Here is a 19,606-nt window from a genome sequence, read left to right on the forward strand (position 1 = left end):
TTGTAGCGTGGAGTGGCAGGCACCCGTCTTGCGGCTTATTGCCGGGCTAGTCCAGCAAGCCCAGGCGCTTGGCCCTGGCCACGGCCTGGGTGCGGCGTTCGACGCCGAGCTTGCCATTGATATGGCGAGCGTGGGTTTTGACCGTGTGCAGGGAGATGAACAACTGGTCGCTGATTTCCTGATTCGAACAGCCCTGGGCAATCAGCCGTAGAACCGCCAGCTCACGGGTACTGAGCATTTCGTTCGAGCCGTTGGGATCGACCATCGGCAAGGCTTGTGCATCACGCCCTCCCGGCAATTGCAGGCGCAGGGCTTCGGTGAGCGAGGTGCGCGGCAGCACGTTGAGTTGCTCTCGCAGCCATTCGGGTCGATGCGAGAGCAACTCATGGAAAGCCAGCAGGCAACCACCCTCGGCCATCGCCAGGCTGGCCTGGAATTGCTGCTGAGCTTCACGTTCACGACCATCGGCCAGCAGCAGCAACGTCAATTGTACCTGGGCGAAGGCGCCGATCAGCAGTCCTTCGCATGCCTGGGCACGAACGATCAGCCCACGCAGGCGGCGCTCGGCTTCGGCCGTCAGGCCTTGCCAACGCTCCAGGGAGGCGCGGTGGATCTCGATGTGCAGCGATAGCTGTGGATGAAACTCCGGCGCGGCCGCCGCGCCCTCCCCCGTGTAGGTTTCGGCCAGGCGCAGCAGCCAGGCTTGAGCCAGATCGGTCTGGCCCTGGGTCAACCACAATTCGCATTTGGTCAGGGTGATCATCGCCAGGTAATAGACCGGTGGCACGTCCCAGATATGCATCAGCCGCTCGGCCTCCGCCAATTGCGCAAACGCCTCGGCGAACAGGGCGCGGCGACCGTACTGGCTGGCCATCAGGCAATAACCGACCAACAGGCTGATATCGCGACAGGCCCGCGCCTCGGCAATACCGGCGAGGAGACGCTCATGGGCCTCGCCCGGACGCATGCGCAGCGCCAGCACGAACCCCTCGTACAGTGCCAACCGGGCACGCGCCGCATAGGGCCGTGAAGACGGCAGGTGGCGCAGGCACTCGCTGCCCTGCTGCACCTCGGCCAGGGCCCTGAGCACTTCGCCGCGGGCCAGCAGCACGCGCCCACGGTCGTAGTGACAGAGCCCTTCGAACAGCGGGTTGCCCTGGCGCTGCGCGAGTTCGAGCGCTTCGCGATTGAGGCTGCGTGCCTGCAACAACTCGCCACGTACCACGGCCAGGTTGGACAAGGTCGACAGGCACATCAGCCGGGGTCCGAAACGCTCTTCAGGCAACGCCTGCAACGCATCGCTACAGAAGCGTCGCGCCCGTTCGCCATCGCCACGACCACGGGCGATCACCCCGTTGACGGCCAGCCACTGGGAGACCAGCGAGCGTTGCTCCTCGGCACTGCGCGCCGGCAGGAAGCGTGTCAGGTGGTCGGCCAGTTCCTGTGCCGCATCCAGTTGGCAAGCCAGGGCCAGCGCCCAGCTGTACAGGGCGATCAGCCGTGGCGTACTGCTGAGCAGGCTGTCGGGCAGGTCCATCTTCCAGCGCAGCAACATCGCCACGTTCTGTTCGGCGAGCAGGTGCTCTTCGGAAAAACACTGCACCAGATTGGCTGCCACGTCCGGTTGGCCGGCACGCAAGGCCTGCTCCACGGCTTCGTCGAGCAATCCCTGGGCATTGAACCAGCGGCAGGCACGCAGGTGCAGGCTGGCTTCGGGCGCCGACATCAGCGATTCGGGACTGGCCCGCAGCAGGTCGGAGAACAGGTGGTGGTAACGGAACCAGCGGCCGTGCTCGTCCAGCGGCACCAGGAACACCTGGTCGGCCTGTAGGTGCTGGATGATCGCCGCGCTATCGTGACTGTCGCGCAGCGCATCGCACAGTTCGACGCAGAAGCGCTCCAGGCGAGCGGTGTCATAGAGAAACGTCTGTACCTGCGGCGAAAGGCGCTCGATCACCTCCTCCAGCAGGTAGTCGCGAACCAGGCCACGGGCGCCATGCAGGTCCAGCTTGCTCGCCTCATCGCCAGCCAGCAGCCACAGGCGCAGCCCCGCCACCCAGCCCTCGCTGCGCTGCAACAGTTCCTGCAACGCCTCGCCCTGCAACTCGCTACCTTGGCTGGCCAGCAAGGCCTGGGTTTCCTCATCGGTCAGGCGCAGGTCCTGCTCGGTCAGTTCGAGCAACTGCCGGGACAGGCGCAGCCGCGCCAGATGCCAGTCCGGGCGCTGGCGGCTGGTGACCAGCAGCAGCATGCCAGCGGGCAGATGGTTGAGGAAAAACTGCAGGCAGCTATCGAGCACCGCGCCTTGGGCCAGGTGGTAATCGTCCAGCACCAATAGCAATGGCGAGGCCGCGTCGGCTCGCTCGGCCAACTCATCGAGAAAACCATCGAGCCACTGTTCGAAGGCAAACGGCTGATGGCGTTGGCGCATCTTCAGGATGCTCAACGACTCTTCGCCGAGCCCGGGAAAATGCTGGCGTAGGCCCAGCAGCAGACGCTCGAGAAAACGTCCGGGATCACTGTCGCGCCGGCTCAGGCTGATCCACAGGCTCTGCCAGGGCGCCGGCAAACGTTCGCAGAACTCGATGGCCAGAGAGCTCTTGCCAAATCCGGCCGGCGCGCTGAACAGCAGCAGCCGACCATGGACTCCGCCGGCCAGACGTTCGCACAGGCGCGGCCTGCGCACATAGCCCGCCGGCAAGGGGGGACGGAAAAAGCGACCGTCCCGCAGGCTGGCTGGCTCGATGGCAGGGGAAGAACGGGACGAATCGGTCACGGAGGTCGGGTCGCCGAACTGGCTGGATGCCAGCAGCCTATTCCCTTGTTCGACGCAATTGAAGCCCGTTCACTTCCAGAAACGAAAAAAGCCGGCTTTGCCGCCGGCCTCTTTCGTGTTCTCTGGCGCCTGGCGCGATCCGATCAGCGCACCCCCGCCTGGCGCAACGCCGCCGGGGTGAAATCGGCAGTGGAGTACTTGAGGCCGAATTCGTACGCGCGCTTTTCCTGGTTCTTCATGCCCAGCGCCAGGTAGCGACCGGAGATGATGTCGTACAGGGTTTCCACGGTGTACCAGGGCACCTGCTTGTCGTAGTAGTACTGGGCGTGGGCCTCGGCCACGCGCCACAGCTGGCCACGACCGTCATAGTGATCGATCACCGCGGCTTGCCAGGTGTCCTCATCGATGAAGAAGTCGCGCTTGGCGTAGATATGCCGCTCGCTGGACTTCAGGGTCGCGGTCACGTGCCACACGCGGTGCAGTTCGTAGCGGGTGAGGTCCTGGTTGATGTGGCCAGCCTTGACGATGTCGTCGTACTTGAGCTTCGGCGAGTCGAGTGCGTAGGCGTTGTACGGGATGTACATCTCCTGCTTGCCGACCAGTTGCCAGTCGTAGCGATCCGGCGCGCCGTTGTACATGTCCAGGTTGTCGGAGGTACGCAGGCCGTCGGCGGCGGTACCCGGACCGTCGTAGGAGACCTGCGGCGCACGGCGTACACGGCGCTGACCGGCGTTGTAGATCCAGGCCAGGCGCGGTTCCTTGACCTGATCCAGGGTCTCGTGCACCAGCAGCACGTTGCCGGCCAGGCGCGAGGGCGCGGTCACCCGTTGCTTGAAGTAGAAGAGGATGTTGCCCTGCTTGCCCGGATCGTAGTCGCTCAGGCTGCTCGGGAAGGCGAACTCATCCTGCAGGTACACCGGGCTGTAGGAGCCATTGGTCTGCGGCGTGACCTGCACCACCAGGCGCTTGGCGCTGCCGCCACGGTAGCGGGTGATGTGGTTCCAGATCACTTCCAGGCCATTCTGCGGAATCGGAAACGGGATCGCCGTCTTGAAGTTCTCCAGGCCGTTGCCGCCCTGGACCAGCCTGGCAGTGGTGGCGTTGGCCTTGATATCCGCCAGCACGCCATTGGGCAAGGTCGCCGTACGGTGCGACGGGTAGACCGGGATCCTGAAGGTCTGCGGGTAGCGCTTGAACATCGCCAACTGGCCGGGGCTCAGCTTGTCCTTGTACTGCTCGACGTTCTGCGCGGTGATGGTGAACAGCGGTTTTTCGTTGGCGAACGGATCGGCCAGGAAACCACGATCATCCGAGGCCCCGGCGTTGGTCGGCAGGCCGCCGTTCCAGGCCGGGATCGAACCGTCGGCGTTACCCGCCTTCTCCGCGCCGACGGGGGTCAGCGTGGTGCCGAGCTTGGCCGCATCGCCGGCGGATACGGCCGCCATGACGCTGCTGGCAATCAGGGATAACGCCAGCAGACCGGATTGCAATAAAGCTTTCTGCGCTTTCATCTGCGTATTCATCCTTATTCTTTAGAAGTTCATGCCGAAGCTGAGCGACAGGAAGTCACGATCGACCAGGGTGTTGTACTTGCCACCGAAGAAGTCGGTGTATGCCAGGCTCGCGGTGTAGGTGTTCTGGTAGTCGGCATCGAGCCCCAGGCTGACGGCCTTGGCCCCCTCGTTGAACAGCCCGTTGGGACCATAGCCATGCACGTCATGGGACCAGGCCACGCTGGGCTTGAGGTTGACCCCGGCGAAGACGTCGTTGTACTCCCAGATGGCGCGGGCACGGTAGCCCCAGGAGGTGCTGGTGACGAATCCGTCGTTTTCACAGTATTTGCTGACGTTCTCGGCACTCGTACTTCCCAGGGTGCCGGCATTCAAGGTTGTGCAGGTATTGTTGGGCAATGGTCCCGGGCCATAGACGGGGTCCCGGCCATAGCGAACCTTATCGGTGCTTTCAAGTCCTCCGACATGAGTGACTCCAACCTCGCCAATCAAGGTCAAGCGAGAGGCGCCCATGACTTGGTCGAAGAAGTGCGTGAGGGTGGTCTGGAATTGGGTTATTTCCTTACGGCGATAGCCATGCTGGTCCTGCCCGGGCACGCCTTGAAGCACTGATACCGATGAGTTCAGCGGCGTGAGCCCGGAGTAGAGGATATCGGTGGTGTTCAGTTGTACCGGGGCGTTGGGTCGATAGCTAAGCTCTCCGCTCCAGGCTGTGCCGGTTGGCAGCGTTGTAGAGAAGCTCAGGCCATAGAGTTGAATGTCCTCGGGATACTCCATGAAATAGCGGCTGTTGCCTGCGACCATGGCACTCGCGGCACCACTTCCTGCGGTAGCGGCGGCAGCGGGTATGGCAGCGTAACACGCGGCCTGGCTGCCAGCGGGCAGAGCGGCGCAACGGGCGGTCAGTTGTGTTGCGACGGCACCGCCGATCGCGGAGCCGAACGAACCGGCCGTGGCGTAGGCACCAGCCGGGGCGCCTTGGGCGCTGAAGATGGGCGCGCGGCTGTGGTAGTTCATGAAATACGCGCCGAACTCCGTGTCGAGCGGTTCGAACAAGTAGCGCAAGGCCGCGCCCCATTGGCCACTGTCACGCGCGTCCCGGTCTCCACCTCTCGGTACGACCACCCCTTCGGAGGTCGTCTGATAGCCATAGCCCATGGATGTCGCCACCCCCGAGAATTGCCCGAGCGTCGGCGATAAGACCGCCAGGTTCCCGGTACAGCCATCCGCCGCGATATCCGCCTGCGAGAAGAACGTCCCGCAGTTATCCACCACCGTCTGATCCCACTCCAGTTGATAGAACGCCTCGGCCGACAGGTTCTCGGTCAGGCTCTGCGACACGTAGAACATGTTGACCGGGATCAGGCCTTCCTTCACCTCGGAGCCCGGACGACGAAACGCGGCCACGTCCAGTGGGTTGATCGAGTTGATGGAGTTGAGGATGAAGGTGCTCTCGCCCCAGCTCACCACCTGCTTGCCCAGGCGCACGCTGCCGGGCTGATCGCCGATCGAGTAGTTGTGATAGACGAAGGCATCGAGGATCTGCGCGCCAGAGGACTTGGCTCCTTCCTTGCGGTTGCTGTCGCTGATGTCCTTGAACTCGCGGCCTTCATCCTTCAGTTCGAAGTCGTACCAGTACTTGCCACGCACGAACACACCGGTGTCCCCATACTTCAGCTCGAGGTCGTGGACACCCTTGAAAATCTTCGAGAAGGTCTCACCCTTCTTGAAATTCCGGTGGCCATCGTCGGAGGTCTGCGACAGGCCGTCGCCACCGTTGTTCTTGCCGATGAGGTCTTTGTCCGGCGATGCCATGGACCAACTGGCGCCCACGGACAGGGAGGAGTCGAACTGCCCCTCGATCTCACCGATGTTGAAGGTGACGGCGAATGCCGGAGTGACAAGAGTTGAAGCCAGGCTGACGGCCAAAGGCAGTTTGGCCAGACGCCAGAACGGTCTGATTGTTGTCATCGACGCTACTCCCTGTTCCCTGTGTTTTTTGTTATGGATGAACCGACTATAGCCAGAGGCTTGAAACCGCTTGATCCCCCGAAAGTGTGATTTGCAGCCCGGCAAGCTGTCTAGACCGGCCAGTCAGGTTTTTCCTGACCGGTCACCACTTCATGCGGCAGGCATGCACGAGTCGAAAATTCACCTCGGGTGACTACAGCGTAGACAGGAAAGTGCTGCCCGATGCTTGCCATTGCTGGATATCGGCGCGAATGCGCTTCTTGTCCAGCTTGCCCACACTGGTCTTGGGAATATCGGTAACAAGGGCGATCTGTCCGGGGATCGCCCATTTGTTGATCAGCCCCTGCTCGATGAAAGGCTTGAGGTGCTCCTTCAAGTCCTTGGCATCCAGGGACTGGTCTTGATGAATCACCAGCAGCGCGAACGGACGCTCGCCCCATTGCGGGTCCGGGATGCCGACCACCGCCACCTCGCGCACCGCTCCGTGTCGGCTGATGAGGTCTTCCAGGTCGAGCGAGGACAACCATTCGCCGCCGGTCTTGATCACGTCCTTGATACGGTCGCGAATATCGACGAAACCGAAGTCGTCCAGGGTGGCGACGTCGCCGGTATGCAGCCAGCCGCCCTGCCAAAGCTCGGCGCCTTTGTCCGGTTCGCGGAAATACCCCTGCGTCAGCCAGGGCGCACGCAACACCAACTCGCCCAGGGTCTCGCCGTCGGCTGGCAGGAAATTGCCATCCGGGTCGACTATCGCCGCCTCGACCAGCGGCACCGGCACGCCGGCCTTGATGCGATAGGTGATGCGCTCATCCTCGCTGCCCGCCTTGAGTTCCTCGTTCATGTGCGCGCAGGAAATCAGCGGGCAGGTTTCCGACATGCCGTAGGCCGCGGTGAGCTGGATGCCGCGGGCCTTCGCCGCCTCGTACAGCGAGCGGTTGAGCGCGCTGCCGCCGATGATGATCTTCCAGCCGGCGAAATCCACGTCCTGGCCCTGCTTGGCATTGAGCAGCATCTGCAGGATGGTCGGTACGCAGTGAGAAAACGTGACCTTCTCGGTCTGCCATAGCCTGACCAGCAGTTCGGGATCGTAGCGACCGGGATAGACCTGCTTGATGCCCATCATGGTCGCCGCATAGGGGATACCCCATGCGTGCACGTGGAACATCGGTGTGATCGGCATGTACACGTCATCGGTGCCGAGCAGGCGCACGCTGTCCAGCCCCCCCAGAACGGAAGCCTCGACCAGACTGTGCAGCACCAGTTGGCGATGGGTGAAATACACGCCCTTGGGGTTACCGGTGGTGCCGGTGGTGTAGAACGTGGTGGCGACCGAGTTCTCGTCGAAATCGGGGAAGTCATAGTGCGGGCTGGCCTCGGCGAGCAACGACTCGTATTCACCGAGCAGATTGGGCAGATCGGCCTGCTTGCTCTCACCATCGGTGAGCAGCAGGGTCTTCTCCACCGTGGTCAGTTGCGCCTGGATGGCGTTGTACAGCGGCAGGAATTCGCTGTTCACCAGCACCAGCCGGTCGTCGGCATGATTCATGGTGTAGAGGATCTGGTCGGCGGACAGGCGGATATTGATGGTATGCAGCACCGCGCCAATCATCGGCACGGCGAACATGCATTCGAGGTAGCGATGGCTGTCCCAGTCCATCACCGCCACGGTATCGCCAGCCTTGACGCCAGCCTGGGTCAGGACGTTGGCCAGCCGCGCGACGCGCTGGCCGAAGGTCACGTAGTCATGGCGCACCAGGTCGCGGTAGACGATCTCCCGGGTCCGTTCATAGCGGGCGCCAGACAGCAGCAGGCTCTTGATCAGCAGTTGGGGTTGATGGGCGTGTTCGGCAGGCGGGAGGATGCGGGTCTGCAGCATATCGGGATTTCCTTCCTGGAGCGGTCTGGTGGACTTCAATCTAGTTGGCAGGCTCTGCCTGCAAATCATCCGAAAGAATGATTTGCACGTGACCGAACAGTCGAATCCGGTCACGTCGTAGAATCGTTGGCGACTGACGTACAAAACCAATAAGGAGAACGACTCATGTCCGATATCGTCATCATCAGCGCCGCACGCACGCCCATGGGTAGTTTTCAGGGCAGCCTGTCCAGCCTCAGCGCGGTCGAGCTCGGCGCCAGCGCCATCCGCGAAGCAGTCCGGCGGGCCGCCATCGAACCTGGCGACGTGCAGGAAGTGATCATGGGTTGCGTGCTGCCGGCAGGCCTCAAACAAGGCCCTGCGCGCCAGGCATCGCTCAATGCCGGCCTGCCCGCCGCCACCGGCTGCACCACGATAAACAAGCTGTGCGGCTCGGGCATGAAGGCGGTGATGCAGGCCTTCGATGCGCTCAAGGCGGGCAGCAACGAGGTGATGGTCGCGGGTGGCATGGAAAGCATGTCCAACGCCCCCTACGTGCTGGAAAAAGCCCGCGCCGGGCTGCGCATGGGCCATGCCGAGATCAAGGACCACATGTTTCTCGACGGCCTGGAGGACGCGCGCACGGGCCGCCTGATGGGCTCGTTCGCCCAGGACACAGCGGACCAATACGGCATCACCCGCGAAGAAATGGACGCCTATGCCATCGAGTCGCTGCGCCGCGCCCAGGCCGCGATCCAGGACGGTTCCCTGGACAGCGAGATCGTCCCGGTCACGGTCAGCACACGTAAAGGCGAGATCGTGGTGAAGGATGACGAGCAGCCATTCAACGCCAACATCGAGAAGATTCCTGGTCTCAAGCCCGCCTTCCGGAAAGACGGCAGCATCACCGCCGCCAACGCCAGCTCGATCTCCGACGGTGCCAGTGCGTTGGTCCTGATGAGCGCAGGGGAAGCCACCAGGCGCGGGCTTACCCCCCTGGCGCGCATCGTCGCCCATGCCACCCAAAGCCAGGCGCCCGGTGAATTCACCCTTGCGCCGGTTGGCGCCATCGGCAACCTGCTACGCAAGACCGGCTGGCACAAGGAAGACGTCGACCTGTTCGAAATCAACGAGGCCTTCGCCATGGTCACCATGCTGGCGATGCGCGAACACGGCCTGGATCACGCCAGGGTCAACGTCTTCGGCGGCGCCTGTGCCCAAGGCCACCCGGTGGGCTCGACCGGTTCGCGACTGATCGTCACCCTGATCAACGCCTTGCAGAGAAAAGGCGGCAAGCGCGGCATCGCCTCGCTGTGCATCGGCGGCGGCGAGGCTACGGCGGTGGCTGTCGAATTACTCTGAAGCGCCCGCGCAGCAGGTCGGCATTGGACAAGAGCGAGCGCTTGTCCAGCACTCGGCTATCGCGACATACAGGGCTCACCGCACCTGAGTGAACGCCAACTTGATGCCCAGGCCAATCAACACCGCGCCCATCGCACGGTCGAACCAATGCCCCATGCGGGCGAACCCGGCGCGCACCCGGGCCTGGCTGAACAAGGCGGCGACCAGGCAGAACCACAGCCCCGTGGCAACGGCCAGGTAGACGCCATAGCCCGCCTGCACCAGCAACGGTGTATGCGGGTTGATGACCACGGTGAACAGGGAGAGGAAGAACAGCGTCGCCTTGGGGTTGAGGCCGTTGGTGACGAAGCCGCTGACGAAGGCGCCGCGCGAGGTACGCGCCTCGGCCAGCGCCGGTTCCAGGCTATCCGCTGCCGCCGGACGAGCACGCAGCGCCTTGATGCCGATGTACAGCAGGTAGCCGGCGGCCAACCACTTCAGTACGTTGAACAACACGATCGACTGCGACACGATCAGGCCGATACCCAGCAGTGAATAGGCAACGTGGACGAAGATGCCGCAGCCCACGCCCAACGCCGTCCACACACCGGCACGGCGCCCATGGGCCACGCTCTCGCGCACCACGATGGCGAAATCCGGTCCTGGGCTGGCAACCGCCAACAGGTGAATGACGGCCACGGTGAGAAACTCCGCCCAGTACATGCAACCTCCGAATAGTGGGAATCCTGTTTCAAGGCTGGCAACCTTACGCGAAGCCAATGACTCAAGACAGGTACAGCCAATGCGTCAAAGCACCCGTGCAGTATTTCTCGACCACGCCTCCCTCGACCAGGGTGATCTGGACCTGCTGCCGCTGCGCGCAGCCTTCGACGAGCTGGCCCTGTATGACAGCAGCGCCGCCGAACAGGTCAGCGAACGCCTGCGCGGCGCACAGGTGGCGATCAGCAACAAGGTTCGCCTGGATGCCGAGAGCCTGGCCGCCAATCCGGACCTGAAGCTGATCCTGATTTCCGCGACCGGCACCAACAATGTCGACCTGGAAGCCGCCCGGCGCCACGGCATCGTGGTCAGCAACTGCCAGGGCTACGGTACGCCATCGGTGGCCCAGCACACGCTGATGCTGCTGCTCACCCTCGCCACCCGCCTGGCCGACTATCGCAAGGCGGTAGACGCCGGACACTGGCAGCAGGCGTCGCAGTTCTGCCTGCTGGACTTTCCCATCGTCGAGCTGGAAGGCAAGACCCTCGGCCTGCTCGGCCATGGCGAACTCGGCAGCGCTGTCGCCAGGCTGGCCGAAGCCTTCGGCATGCGCGTGCTGCTCGGCGCCCTGCCCGGCCGGCCAGCTCGCGCGGATCGCATTGCCCTGGATGAATTGCTGCCACAGGTCGATGCCCTGACCCTGCATTGCCCGCTCAACGAGCACACCCGCAACCTGATCGGCGCCCGCCAGATCGCGGCGATGAAACCCAACGCGTTCCTGATCAACACCGCGCGTGGCGGCCTGGTCGACGAACAGGCACTGGCGGACGCCCTGCGCGCCGGCCATCTCGGCGGGGCCGCATTCGATGTGTTGAGCGAGGAGCCGCCGCGCAATGGCAACCCCTTGCTGGCCGCCGATATCCCACGCCTGATCATCACCCCGCACAATGCCTGGGGCAGCCGCGAAGCGCGCCAGCGCATCGTTGGCCAGTTGGCAGAAAACGCCCAGGCGTTCCTGGCCGGTGCACCGAAGCGGGTGGTCGGCTAACAGTCCGTTGAAAAACGTAGGCGAGGCAGTCAGTGCAACACCGATGGCGGCCCCGCAAAAACAGGCGAAAAACGGACTGGGCTCGCATTCGAGTTTACGCGCTGTAAATGAGCATTTTGATTGGACTCGCACACGAGCCTGTTTTTAACGCTGCAATGACAACGTAGGTAGTTTTTCAACGGCCTGCTAAGCTACGCGCCCTTTGAATACAAGGCCTGGCCATGGACCCTAGAAGCGAAGTACTGCTGCGCAACATCGAACTGTTCCAGGGCGAAGTGCTCCTGGCCGGTCTAGCGGCGGACGACCTCCTGGGGCAATTGCCCAACGCCCGTGGCTGGTCCTGGCACGCTGGCGAACAGGCGGCGATCGAGGCTCGTTTCGCCGGGCGCAGCCACTTCGGCACCGAAGCGCCGACAGGTTTCGCCAGTGCCGCTCTGTTTCTGTCCAAGTCTCGCGACCTGGCCGACTACCTGCTGCAATCCCTGGCTGCGCGACTGCCCGGCGGCGAGTTGTTCCTGGTTGGCGAAAAGCGTGGCGGCATCGAGCGGGCGGCCAGGCAACTGTCCGCCTTCGGCCGCCCACGCAAGCTGGATAGCGCACGCCACTGCCAACTCTGGGTCGTCACCGTGGAAAACGTACCTGCGGCACCGGTGCTGGAAAACCTGGCCAAGCGCTACAGCCTTGAACTGAACGACGGCCCGCTCGAGGTCATCAGCCTGCCGGGCGTGTTCAGCCATGGGCGCCTGGACCGTGGCAGCGAGCTACTGCTCGAACACCTCGGTGCGCTTCCTGCCGGGCACCTGCTGGACTTCGGCTGTGGGGCTGGCGTACTCGGATCGGCTCTCAAGCGCCGTTATCCGGGCAGCACCCTGACCCTGCTCGACGTCGATGCCTTCGCCGCCGCCAGCAGTCGCCTGACGCTTGCCGCCAATGCCCTCGAGGGCGACGTCATCTGTGCCGATGGCATCCACGCCGCCCCCGAAGGGCTGAGTGCGATCATCAGCAACCCGCCCTTCCACGACGGCGTACACACGGCTTACCAAGCGACCGAAGACCTGCTCAGCCACGCCGCTCGCCATCTGCGCCCCGGTGGCGAACTGCGCATAGTCGCCAACAGTTTTCTCAAGTACCCGCCGCTGATCGAACGGCACCTGGGCCCCTGCCAGGTGCTGGCCGAGGGCAGCGGCTTCCGTATCTATCGAGCCACGCGCAACTGAAATCGGCTTGCCCTGGCCGGCCGGCTTGGGCAAAATCCTGCCCGTCCTAGGGGAGTAGTCTCCCACGAGCGCCCTGCTCGTCCGGCACGCGTCAACATGCTTGGTCCACAGACCATGGTGCGTGCAACCCAAGTCAGCCTTCGGGCCTGCGGTTTGACAAGACCTATGACATGCAATGACCTGGTCCGGGGTGGGCAGGCCTGCGTGTCATGAGCGATCTGTCGTCCCGCCCCCTGGAAGCTCGATGCTGGAATCGCTGTTCATCCCCACCGCAGTGGTGGCCCTGGCCGAAATCGGTGACAAGACGCAATTGCTCGCCTTGCTCCTGGCCTGCCGCTTCCGACGCCCGTGGCCGATCATCGGCGGCATGCTCGCAGCGACCCTGGCCAATCATTTCGCAGCGGGCGCGATAGGTAGCTGGATCGCCGGCGTCCTCTCCGAAACGATGCTGAACTGGGCCCTGGCGGCCTGCTTCAGCGTGGTATCCCTGTGGACACTGGTGCCCGACAAGCTCAACGAAAACGGCTCCATGACCGGCCGCTATGGCCCGTTCCTGACCACCCTCGTCGCCTTCTTCCTGGCAGAGATGGGTGACAAGACGCAGATCGCCACAGTCATGCTGGCAGCTCAGTACCCACACTTCCTGATGGTGGTGATCGGCACCAGCCTGGGCATGCTGATCGCCAATGTCCCCGTGGTGCTGGCCGGCAACTTCGCCGCCGAACGGCTTCCCCTCGCCCTGATCCGCCGCATCGCCGCCCTGGCGTTCATGGTCCTGGCCGTCTATGCCGCCTGCCAGGCGCTGGGGATTGGCGGCCAGGAGGCACAAGCGGCCGATCCGGCCATAACGCAAAAGGCCGGCATCCTGGATGCCGGCCTTGTTCAAGACGAAGCGTCGTTTACGAGCGCTTGGCTTGCTCATACAGCGGCATGACCTTGGGAATCGCCGCCTGCAGCGAGGAGATACGGCTGTTCGACGATGGGTGCGTACTCATGAACTCCGGCGGGGCACCGCCGCCGGCCTTGCTCATCTTCTGCCACAGGCTGATCGCTGCGTTCGGGTTGTAGCCGGCACGGGCAGCCAACTCCAGGCCGATGATGTCCGCCTCGTTCTCGTTGGCCCGGCTGTTGGGCAGGGTCATCAGGTATTCCACGCCGACGTTGGCCAACTGCAGGTTGCTGTCGCCCAGGCCGAAAGCCGAGCCCAACTGGGTCGCGACCTGCACGCCTTGCGCCTTGGAATAGGCCTCACGACTGTGCTCGCGCAGGGCGTGGGCGATCTCATGGCCCATCACCGCGGCGATCTCGTCGTCGGTCAGTTTCAGTTGGTCGATCAACCCCTTGTAGAAGATGATCTTGCCGCCAGGACCGCAGTTGGCGTTCAACTCGTCGCTGTCGATCAGGTTCACTTCCCACTGCCACTGGGCCGCATCCGGACGAAACACCGAGGTCTGCGCGATCACCCGCTTGCCGATCGCCTGCAGACGCTTGGCGTCGCTGCTACTGGTATCCAGCACGCCTTTGTTCGAAGCCTGGCTCAGGGTCTCCTTGTAGGACTGCGCATAAGCCTGGTTGATCTCCGTACTCGACACCGGGAACAGGGTGTATTGCTTGCGATCGACACCAACCGCGCCGCCACTGGTGGTATCCATCGCCTGGCAGGACGCCAGGGAAATGCAGGCAGCCATGACGGCCAGACGAAACTTGCTATGCATGGGGCTCTCCGTTTCCAGACAAGACGCGCATGCTACGGCGACCTTTTGGGCGAGACAACACCCGCGCGACGGTCACGTGACGAAATACATACAGAGGGTTACAAGCTGTCTACATTTCACGCTGCGTTATGGGTAGGCCGCCTTGAGGCAGAAGCGGACGTTCGTGCGATGACCGTTATTACTCGGTGTATTTAGCCGTCATTCCCGCGAAGGCGGGAACCCAGAAGCGCCTTTTATTTGGGCTCCCGCCTTCGCGGGAGTGACGGTTAATAATCTTGAACGTCCGCAATTACCTCGAAACAGTCATTACAACAGGCCCTACAGCGCAACACGACTAGCGCTGTGCCCAGCGTTGCCTGAGCCAGTCCAGGTCTTCCGGGCGGGTGACCTTGAGGTTGTCGGAACGCCCTTCGACCAGGCGCGGAGCGAAGCCCGCCCACTCCATCGCCGACGCTTCGTCAGTGACCGCAACACCCGCCACCAAGGCATCGGCCAAGGCACGGTGCAATGCAGCGAAGCGAAACATCTGCGGTGTGAAGGCTTGCCAGATAACGCTACGGTTTACCGTTTCGACGACGCGGCCATCGGCATCGACCCGCTTGAGCGTGTCGCGCGCTGGCACGCCAAGCAGGCCGCCGACCGGATCATCGGCCAAGGCACTGAGCAGGTTGTCCAGGTCCTGGCGGGACAGGTTCGGGCGCGCCGCATCGTGGACCAATACCCAATCGTCCGGCTGGGCCCCCAGTTCGAGCAGGCGCAGCAGCGCGTTAAGCACGGAGTCGGAGCGTTCTTCGCCCCCTGGTGCGCACTCGATGAGTTCGTTGCGCGAGCTTTCCAGCGTCGCCCAATAAGGATCGTCGACGGCAAGACTGACCACCGTGCCTTTCAGCCGGGGATGGCCGAGGAAGCAAGCGAGGGTGTGTTCGAGAATCGTGCGGCCAGCCAGTTGCAGGTACTGCTTGGGGCGGTCGGCACGCATGCGCGAGCCAATGCCTGCCGCAGGAATGATCAGCCAGAAAGACGGCAGGGAATCGTTCGTCATTCGGCCAACTGGTAAAGGGTTTCGCCATCCTTGACCATGCCGAGCTCGTGGCGCGCACGTTCCTCGACGGTCTCGGTGCCTTTCTTCAGCTCCGTCACCTCGGCCTCGAGCACGCGGTTGCGCTCGAGCAGGCGCTCGTTCTCGCCCTTCTGCTCGGATATCTGGTGCTGCAGATCGGTGACCTGAGCCAGGCTGCCATCGCCCACCCAAAGGCGGTACTGCAGGCCTGAAAGGACCAGCAGCAGGACGAGGAACAACCAGTAAGGGGCTTTTGCCATCGATAGGACCGTACGAAAAGGGCAGCACGAGAGGCTGCCCTTTTACCATTCTTCACCCGGCCGGTGAAAACTTCAGTGACGAATCGCCGGCCAGGATATTCACTGCATCACTTAACCGCGAAACTCGGCGCGGCCCTTGTACGGCGCCTTGGCGCCCAGTTGCTCTTCAATACGCAGCAACTGATTGTACTTGGAAACGCGGTCGGAACGGCACAGCGAGCCGGTCTTGATCTGGCCGGCGGAAGTGCCCACGGCCAGGTCGGCGATGGTGCTGTCTTCGGTTTCGCCGGAACGGTGCGAGATCACCGCGGTGTAGCCGGCGGCCTTGGCCATCTGGATGGCTTCCAGGGTTTCGCTCAACGAGCCGATCTGGTTGAACTTGATCAGGATCGAGTTACCGATGCCCTTGTCGATGCCTTCCTTGAGGATCTTGGTGTTGGTCACGAACAGGTCGTCGCCGACCAGTTGCACCTTGGCGCCGATCTTGTCGGTGAGGATCTTCCAGCCGGCCCAGTCGGACTCGTCCAGGCCATCTTCGATGGAGATGATCGGGAAGCGCTCGGTCAGGCCTTTCAGGTAGTCGGCGAAACCTTCGGCATCGAAGGACTTGCCTTCGCCGGACAGGTTGTACTTGCCGTCTTCGAAGAACTCGCTGGCCGCGCAGTCCAGCGCCAGGGTCACGTCGCTGCCCAGTTTGTAGCCGGCGTTGGCGACCGCTTCAGCGATGGCCGACAGGGCATCCTCGTTGGAGGTCAGGTTCGGGGCGAAACCGCCTTCGTCGCCTACGGCGGTGTTCAGGCCACGGGCCTTGAGCACGGCTTTCAGGTGATGGAAGATCTCGGCGCCGATACGCAGGGCGTCAGCGAAGTTCTTCGCGCCGACCGGCTGGACCATGAACTCCTGGATGTCGACGTTGTTGTCGGCATGCTCGCCGCCGTTGATGATGTTCATCATCGGCACCGGCATGGAGTACTGGCCAGGCGTGCCGTTGAGGTTGGCGATATGCGCGTACAGCGGCAGGTCCTGGTCTTCGGCGGCAGCCTTGGCAGCGGCCAGTGATACGGCGAGGATCGCATTGGCGCCCAGCTTGGCCTTGTTCTCGGTGCCATCGAGATCGATCATCGCCTTGTCCAGCGCTTTCTGCTCGACCGGGTCCTTGCCCAGCAGCGCATCGCGAATCGGGCCATTGATGTTGGCCACGGCCTTCAACACGCCCTTGCCCAGGTAACGGCTCTTGTCGCCATCACGCAGTTCCAGTGCTTCGCGGGAACCGGTCGAGGCACCGGACGGCGCACAGGCGCGGCCGACGATACCGTTATCGAGGATCACGTCCGCTTCGACGGTGGGGTTGCCACGGGAGTCGAGAACCTCACGACCCTTGATATCGACGATCTTTGCCATTCTTGTAAGCACTCCAAAGGTTGACGAAAACGCACTGCTGCATTCGGCTGTCGGACGGGCAATCAACGGCAGGCCCGGCGGACATGACGACCCGGCGGACAGGCCGGGCGGTGAAACGGTTGAAACGATCGGGAGAAACGCCGATTCAGGCGGTCTCGATCGGCTCCTGGCTCTTGATCAGGTCATCCAACTGCTTGAGCTGGGTGAGGAACGGTTCGAGCTTGTCCAGGCGCAGGGCACAAGGACCATCGCACTTGGCGTTTTCCGGATCGGGATGCGCCTCGAGGAACAGCCCCGCCAGGCCCTGGCTGATACCGGCCTTGGCCAGTTCAGTGACCTGGGCACGGCGGCCACCAGCGGAGTCCGCGCGGCCACCCGGCATCTGCAGGGCGTGGGTAACGTCGAAGAACACCGGATACTCGAAGGCCTTCATGATGCCGAAGCCGAGCATGTCCACCACCAGGTTGTTGTACCCGAAGGATGAACCACGCTCGCAGAGGATGAGCTGATCGTTGCCGGCTTCGACACACTTGGCGAGAATATGTTTCATTTCCTGCGGCGCAAGGAACTGGGCTTTCTTGATGTTGATCACCGCGCCGGTCTTGGCCATCGCCACCACCAGATCGGTCTGGCGCGACAGGAACGCCGGCAACTGGATGATGTCGCACACGTCCGCCACCGGCTGCGCCTGGCAAGGCTCGTGAACGTCGGTGATCACCGGCACGCCGAAAGTTTTCTTCACCTCTTCGAAGATCTTCATGCCTTCTTCCAGGCCGGGGCCACGGAAGGAGGTGACGGAAGAACGGTTGGCCTTGTCGAAGCTGGCCTTGAACACGTAGGGAATACCAAGCTTCTCGGTGACCTTCACATACGCCTCGCAGGCGGTCATGGCCAGGTCACGGGATTCGAGGACGTTGATCCCGCCGAAGAGGACGAACGGTTTGTCGTTGGCGATCTCGATGTCGCCGACCTTGATGATCTTCTGCGCCATGCGGTCAGGCCTTCTTCGCTTTCTGCGCCAGTGCGGCGTTGACGAAACCGCTGAACAGCGGGTGACCGTCGCGCGGCGTGGAAGTGAATTCCGGGTGGAACTGGCAGGCGACGAACCACGGGTGATCCGGGGCCTCGACCACTTCGACCAGCGCGCCATCGGCGGAACGACCCGAGACCTTGAGGCCGGCCTCGATCAACTGCGGCAGCAGGTTGTTGTTCACTTCGTAGCGATGACGGTGACGCTCGACGATCACGTCCTTGCCGTAGCAGGCGCGTACGTTGGAGCCTTCGACCAGTTGGCAATCCTGGGCGCCGAGGCGCATGGTGCCGCCCAGGTCGGAGGCGGCATCGCGGGTTTCAGTGGCGCCGGTGGCGTCCTGCCATTCGGTGATCAGGCCGACCACCGGGTGCTTGCTGTCCTGGGTGAACTCGGAGGAGTTGGCATCGCTCCAGCCCAGCACGTTGCGGGCGTATTCGATGACCGCCACCTGCATGCCGAGGCAGATGCCCAGGTACGGGATCTTGTTCTCGCGAGCGTACTGCACGGTCTTGATCTTGCCTTCCACGCCGCGCAGGCCGAAGCCGCCCGGAACCAGGATGGCGTCGACGCCTTCGAGCAGGCCGGTGCCCTGGTTCTCGATGTCCTCGGAATCGATGTAGCGCAGGTTGACCTTGGTCCGGTTGGTGATGCCGGCATGGCTCATCGCTTCGATCAGCGACTTGTAGGCGTCCAGCAGCTCCATGTACTTGCCGACCATGGCGATGGTCACGTCTTTTTCCGGGTTCAGCTTGGCATCGACCACGCGGTCCCACTCGGACAGGTCGGCCGGGCCGCACTGCAAGCCGAAGCGCTCGACGACGAAATCGTCCAGGCCCTGGGCGTGCAGCACCGACGGAATCTTGTAGATGGTGTCGACGTCTTCCAGGCCGATCACCGCGCGTTCTTCGACGTTGGTGAACAGGGCGATCTTGCGCCGCGAGGACAGGTCGATCTCGTGGTCGGAACGGCATACCAGCACGTCAGGCTGCAGGCCGATGGAGCGCAGTTCCTTGACCGAATGCTGGGTCGGCTTGGTCTTGGTCTCGCCAGCGGTGGCGATGTACGGCACCAGGGTCAGGTGCATCAGCATGGCGCGCTTGGCGCCCACTTCCACGCGCAACTGGCGAATGGCTTCGAGGAACGGCTGGGACTCGATGTCGCCCACGGTGCCGCCAATCTCGACCATGGCCACGTCGGCATCGCCGGCACCCTTGATGATGCGGCGCTTGATCTCGTCGGTGATGTGCGGGATGACCTGGATGGTCGCCCCCAGGTAATCGCCACGGCGCTCCTTGCGCAGCACGTCTTCGTAGACGCGGCCGGTGGTGAAGTTGTTGCTCTTGCTCATGGTCGTGCGGATGAACCGCTCATAGTGACCGAGGTCGAGGTCGGTCTCGGCGCCGTCGTGGGTGACGAACACTTCACCATGCTGGAACGGGCTCATGGTGCCCGGATCGACGTTGATGTACGGGTCCAGCTTGAGCATCGTGACCTTCAGGCCACGCGCCTCCAGGATAGCCGCCAAAGATGCCGAGGCGATGCCTTTCCCCAATGAAGAAACAACACCGCCCGTCACGAATATGTAGCGCGTCATGAAAAATCCTAGAAGTCTGCGTTCAAGCGGTCGGTGCCGCCGGGGTAAAAGCGCAGGCCGGCTCGTGGCCAACCTGAAATAAGCATGCCGCTGCGGGTTCCAGA

The 19,606-nt window shown here is 63.0% G+C and carries 14 protein-coding genes, 1 pseudogene and 1 riboswitch; of the genes and pseudogenes, 4 read left to right on the forward strand and 11 right to left on the reverse strand.

Annotated features, from left to right (window positions below):
• Nucleotides 1-46: 46 nt before the first annotated feature.
• From ACSZPK_RS10955 to ACSZPK_RS10970, 4 genes are all read right to left on the reverse strand, one after another.
• A complete protein-coding gene (locus ACSZPK_RS10955; RefSeq protein ID WP_437881470.1) occupies nt 47-2,776 on the reverse strand; it encodes a LuxR C-terminal-related transcriptional regulator in 2,730 nt (909 codons plus the stop codon).
• Between the two features lie 143 nt (nt 2,777-2,919).
• Entirely contained in the window at nt 2,920-4,287 is a 1,368-nt protein-coding gene (locus ACSZPK_RS10960; protein ID WP_437881471.1) for a DUF1329 domain-containing protein, read from the reverse strand.
• A 21-nt stretch (nt 4,288-4,308) separates the two neighbouring features.
• Nucleotides 4,309-6,258: a DUF1302 domain-containing protein gene (locus ACSZPK_RS10965; RefSeq protein WP_437881472.1), complete on the reverse strand. Its 1,950-nt coding sequence runs from the start codon at nt 6,256-6,258 to the stop codon at nt 4,309-4,311.
• A gap of 193 nt (nt 6,259-6,451) precedes the next feature.
• A complete protein-coding gene (locus ACSZPK_RS10970) occupies nt 6,452-8,134 on the reverse strand; it encodes a fatty acid--CoA ligase (RefSeq protein WP_437881473.1) in 1,683 nt (560 codons plus the stop codon).
• 165 nt (nt 8,135-8,299) lie between these two features.
• On the opposite strand from ACSZPK_RS10970, the gene ACSZPK_RS10975 reads away from it, so the two are divergent.
• A complete protein-coding gene (locus tag ACSZPK_RS10975) occupies nt 8,300-9,475 on the forward strand; it encodes an acetyl-CoA C-acyltransferase (protein ID WP_437881474.1) in 1,176 nt (391 codons plus the stop codon).
• Nucleotides 9,476-9,550: 75 nt separating this feature from the next.
• Here ACSZPK_RS10975 and ACSZPK_RS10980 read toward each other — a convergent pair whose 3' ends face one another.
• Complete coding sequence (locus tag ACSZPK_RS10980) at nt 9,551-10,177, reverse strand: LysE family transporter (RefSeq protein ID WP_437881475.1); 627 nt, start codon at nt 10,175-10,177, stop codon at nt 9,551-9,553.
• A gap of 79 nt (nt 10,178-10,256) precedes the next feature.
• Between ACSZPK_RS10980 and ACSZPK_RS10985 the strand changes: the two genes are divergently transcribed.
• The 3 genes and pseudogenes from ACSZPK_RS10985 to ACSZPK_RS10995 all read left to right on the forward strand — a co-directional run.
• Nucleotides 10,257-11,222: a 2-hydroxyacid dehydrogenase gene (locus ACSZPK_RS10985; protein ID WP_437881476.1), complete on the forward strand. Its 966-nt coding sequence runs from the start codon at nt 10,257-10,259 to the stop codon at nt 11,220-11,222.
• A gap of 221 nt (nt 11,223-11,443) precedes the next feature.
• Entirely contained in the window at nt 11,444-12,439 is a 996-nt protein-coding gene (locus ACSZPK_RS10990; RefSeq protein WP_437881477.1) for a methyltransferase, read from the forward strand.
• Between the two features lie 37 nt (nt 12,440-12,476).
• Nucleotides 12,477-12,658: riboswitch (yybP-ykoY riboswitch) on the forward strand.
• Between the two features lie 25 nt (nt 12,659-12,683).
• Nucleotides 12,684-13,256: pseudogene (locus ACSZPK_RS10995) on the forward strand (TMEM165/GDT1 family protein); the annotation flags it as partial.
• Between the two features lie 82 nt (nt 13,257-13,338).
• Here ACSZPK_RS10995 and ACSZPK_RS11000 read toward each other — a convergent pair.
• From ACSZPK_RS11000 to ACSZPK_RS11025, 6 genes are all read right to left on the reverse strand, one after another.
• The gene (locus ACSZPK_RS11000; protein ID WP_437881478.1) at nt 13,339-14,154 is read right to left on the reverse strand and encodes a M48 family metallopeptidase; all 816 of its coding nucleotides are present in this window, start codon (nt 14,152-14,154) and stop codon (nt 13,339-13,341) included.
• Between the two features lie 334 nt (nt 14,155-14,488).
• On the reverse strand, nt 14,489-15,196 hold the full coding sequence (gene ispD / locus ACSZPK_RS11005) for a 2-C-methyl-D-erythritol 4-phosphate cytidylyltransferase (protein ID WP_437881479.1): 708 nt from the start codon (nt 15,194-15,196) through the stop codon (nt 14,489-14,491).
• Nucleotides 15,193-15,474, reverse strand: a complete 282-nt coding sequence (ftsB, locus tag ACSZPK_RS11010; RefSeq protein ID WP_437881480.1) for a cell division protein FtsB — start codon at nt 15,472-15,474, stop codon at nt 15,193-15,195. Before ftsB ends, ispD begins: the two co-directional genes overlap by 4 nt.
• Nucleotides 15,475-15,585: 111 nt before the next feature.
• Nucleotides 15,586-16,875, reverse strand: coding sequence for a phosphopyruvate hydratase (gene eno, locus ACSZPK_RS11015; protein WP_437881481.1), 1,290 nt, complete (start codon nt 16,873-16,875; stop codon nt 15,586-15,588).
• A 145-nt stretch (nt 16,876-17,020) separates the two neighbouring features.
• Nucleotides 17,021-17,866: a 3-deoxy-8-phosphooctulonate synthase gene (kdsA, locus tag ACSZPK_RS11020; protein WP_437881482.1), complete on the reverse strand. Its 846-nt coding sequence runs from the start codon at nt 17,864-17,866 to the stop codon at nt 17,021-17,023.
• A gap of 4 nt (nt 17,867-17,870) precedes the next feature.
• A complete protein-coding gene (locus tag ACSZPK_RS11025) occupies nt 17,871-19,502 on the reverse strand; it encodes a CTP synthase (RefSeq protein ID WP_437881483.1) in 1,632 nt (543 codons plus the stop codon).
• Between the last annotated feature and the right edge of the window lie 104 nt (nt 19,503-19,606).

It is taken from the genome of Pseudomonas sp. LRF_L74, from assembly GCF_965644255.1.
Taxonomy (GTDB): Bacteria; Pseudomonadota; Gammaproteobacteria; order Pseudomonadales; family Pseudomonadaceae; genus Aquipseudomonas.

Excerpts from the sequence above, each read along its gene's own strand:
- ACSZPK_RS10970 (WP_437881473.1), bottom strand. The coding sequence starts at position 8,134 with ATGCTGCAGACCCGCATCCTCCCGCCTGCCGAACACGCCCATCAACCC.
- ACSZPK_RS10990 (WP_437881477.1), top strand. The coding sequence starts at position 11,444 with ATGGACCCTAGAAGCGAAGTACTGCTGCGCAACATCGAACTGTTCCAG.
- kdsA (WP_437881482.1), bottom strand. The coding sequence starts at position 17,866 with ATGGCGCAGAAGATCATCAAGGTCGGCGACATCGAGATCGCCAACGAC.
- ACSZPK_RS10985 (WP_437881476.1), top strand. The coding sequence starts at position 10,257 with ATGCGTCAAAGCACCCGTGCAGTATTTCTCGACCACGCCTCCCTCGAC.
- ftsB (WP_437881480.1), bottom strand. The coding sequence starts at position 15,474 with ATGGCAAAAGCCCCTTACTGGTTGTTCCTCGTCCTGCTGCTGGTCCTT.
- ACSZPK_RS10975 (WP_437881474.1), top strand. The coding sequence starts at position 8,300 with ATGTCCGATATCGTCATCATCAGCGCCGCACGCACGCCCATGGGTAGT.
- ispD (WP_437881479.1), bottom strand. The coding sequence starts at position 15,196 with ATGACGAACGATTCCCTGCCGTCTTTCTGGCTGATCATTCCTGCGGCA.
- eno (WP_437881481.1), bottom strand. The coding sequence starts at position 16,875 with ATGGCAAAGATCGTCGATATCAAGGGTCGTGAGGTTCTCGACTCCCGT.
- ACSZPK_RS11000 (WP_437881478.1), bottom strand. The coding sequence starts at position 14,154 with ATGCATAGCAAGTTTCGTCTGGCCGTCATGGCTGCCTGCATTTCCCTG.
- ACSZPK_RS10965 (WP_437881472.1), bottom strand. The coding sequence starts at position 6,258 with ATGACAACAATCAGACCGTTCTGGCGTCTGGCCAAACTGCCTTTGGCC.
- ACSZPK_RS10980 (WP_437881475.1), bottom strand. The coding sequence starts at position 10,177 with ATGTACTGGGCGGAGTTTCTCACCGTGGCCGTCATTCACCTGTTGGCG.
- ACSZPK_RS11025 (WP_437881483.1), bottom strand. The coding sequence starts at position 19,502 with ATGACGCGCTACATATTCGTGACGGGCGGTGTTGTTTCTTCATTGGGG.
- ACSZPK_RS10960 (WP_437881471.1), bottom strand. The coding sequence starts at position 4,287 with ATGAAAGCGCAGAAAGCTTTATTGCAATCCGGTCTGCTGGCGTTATCC.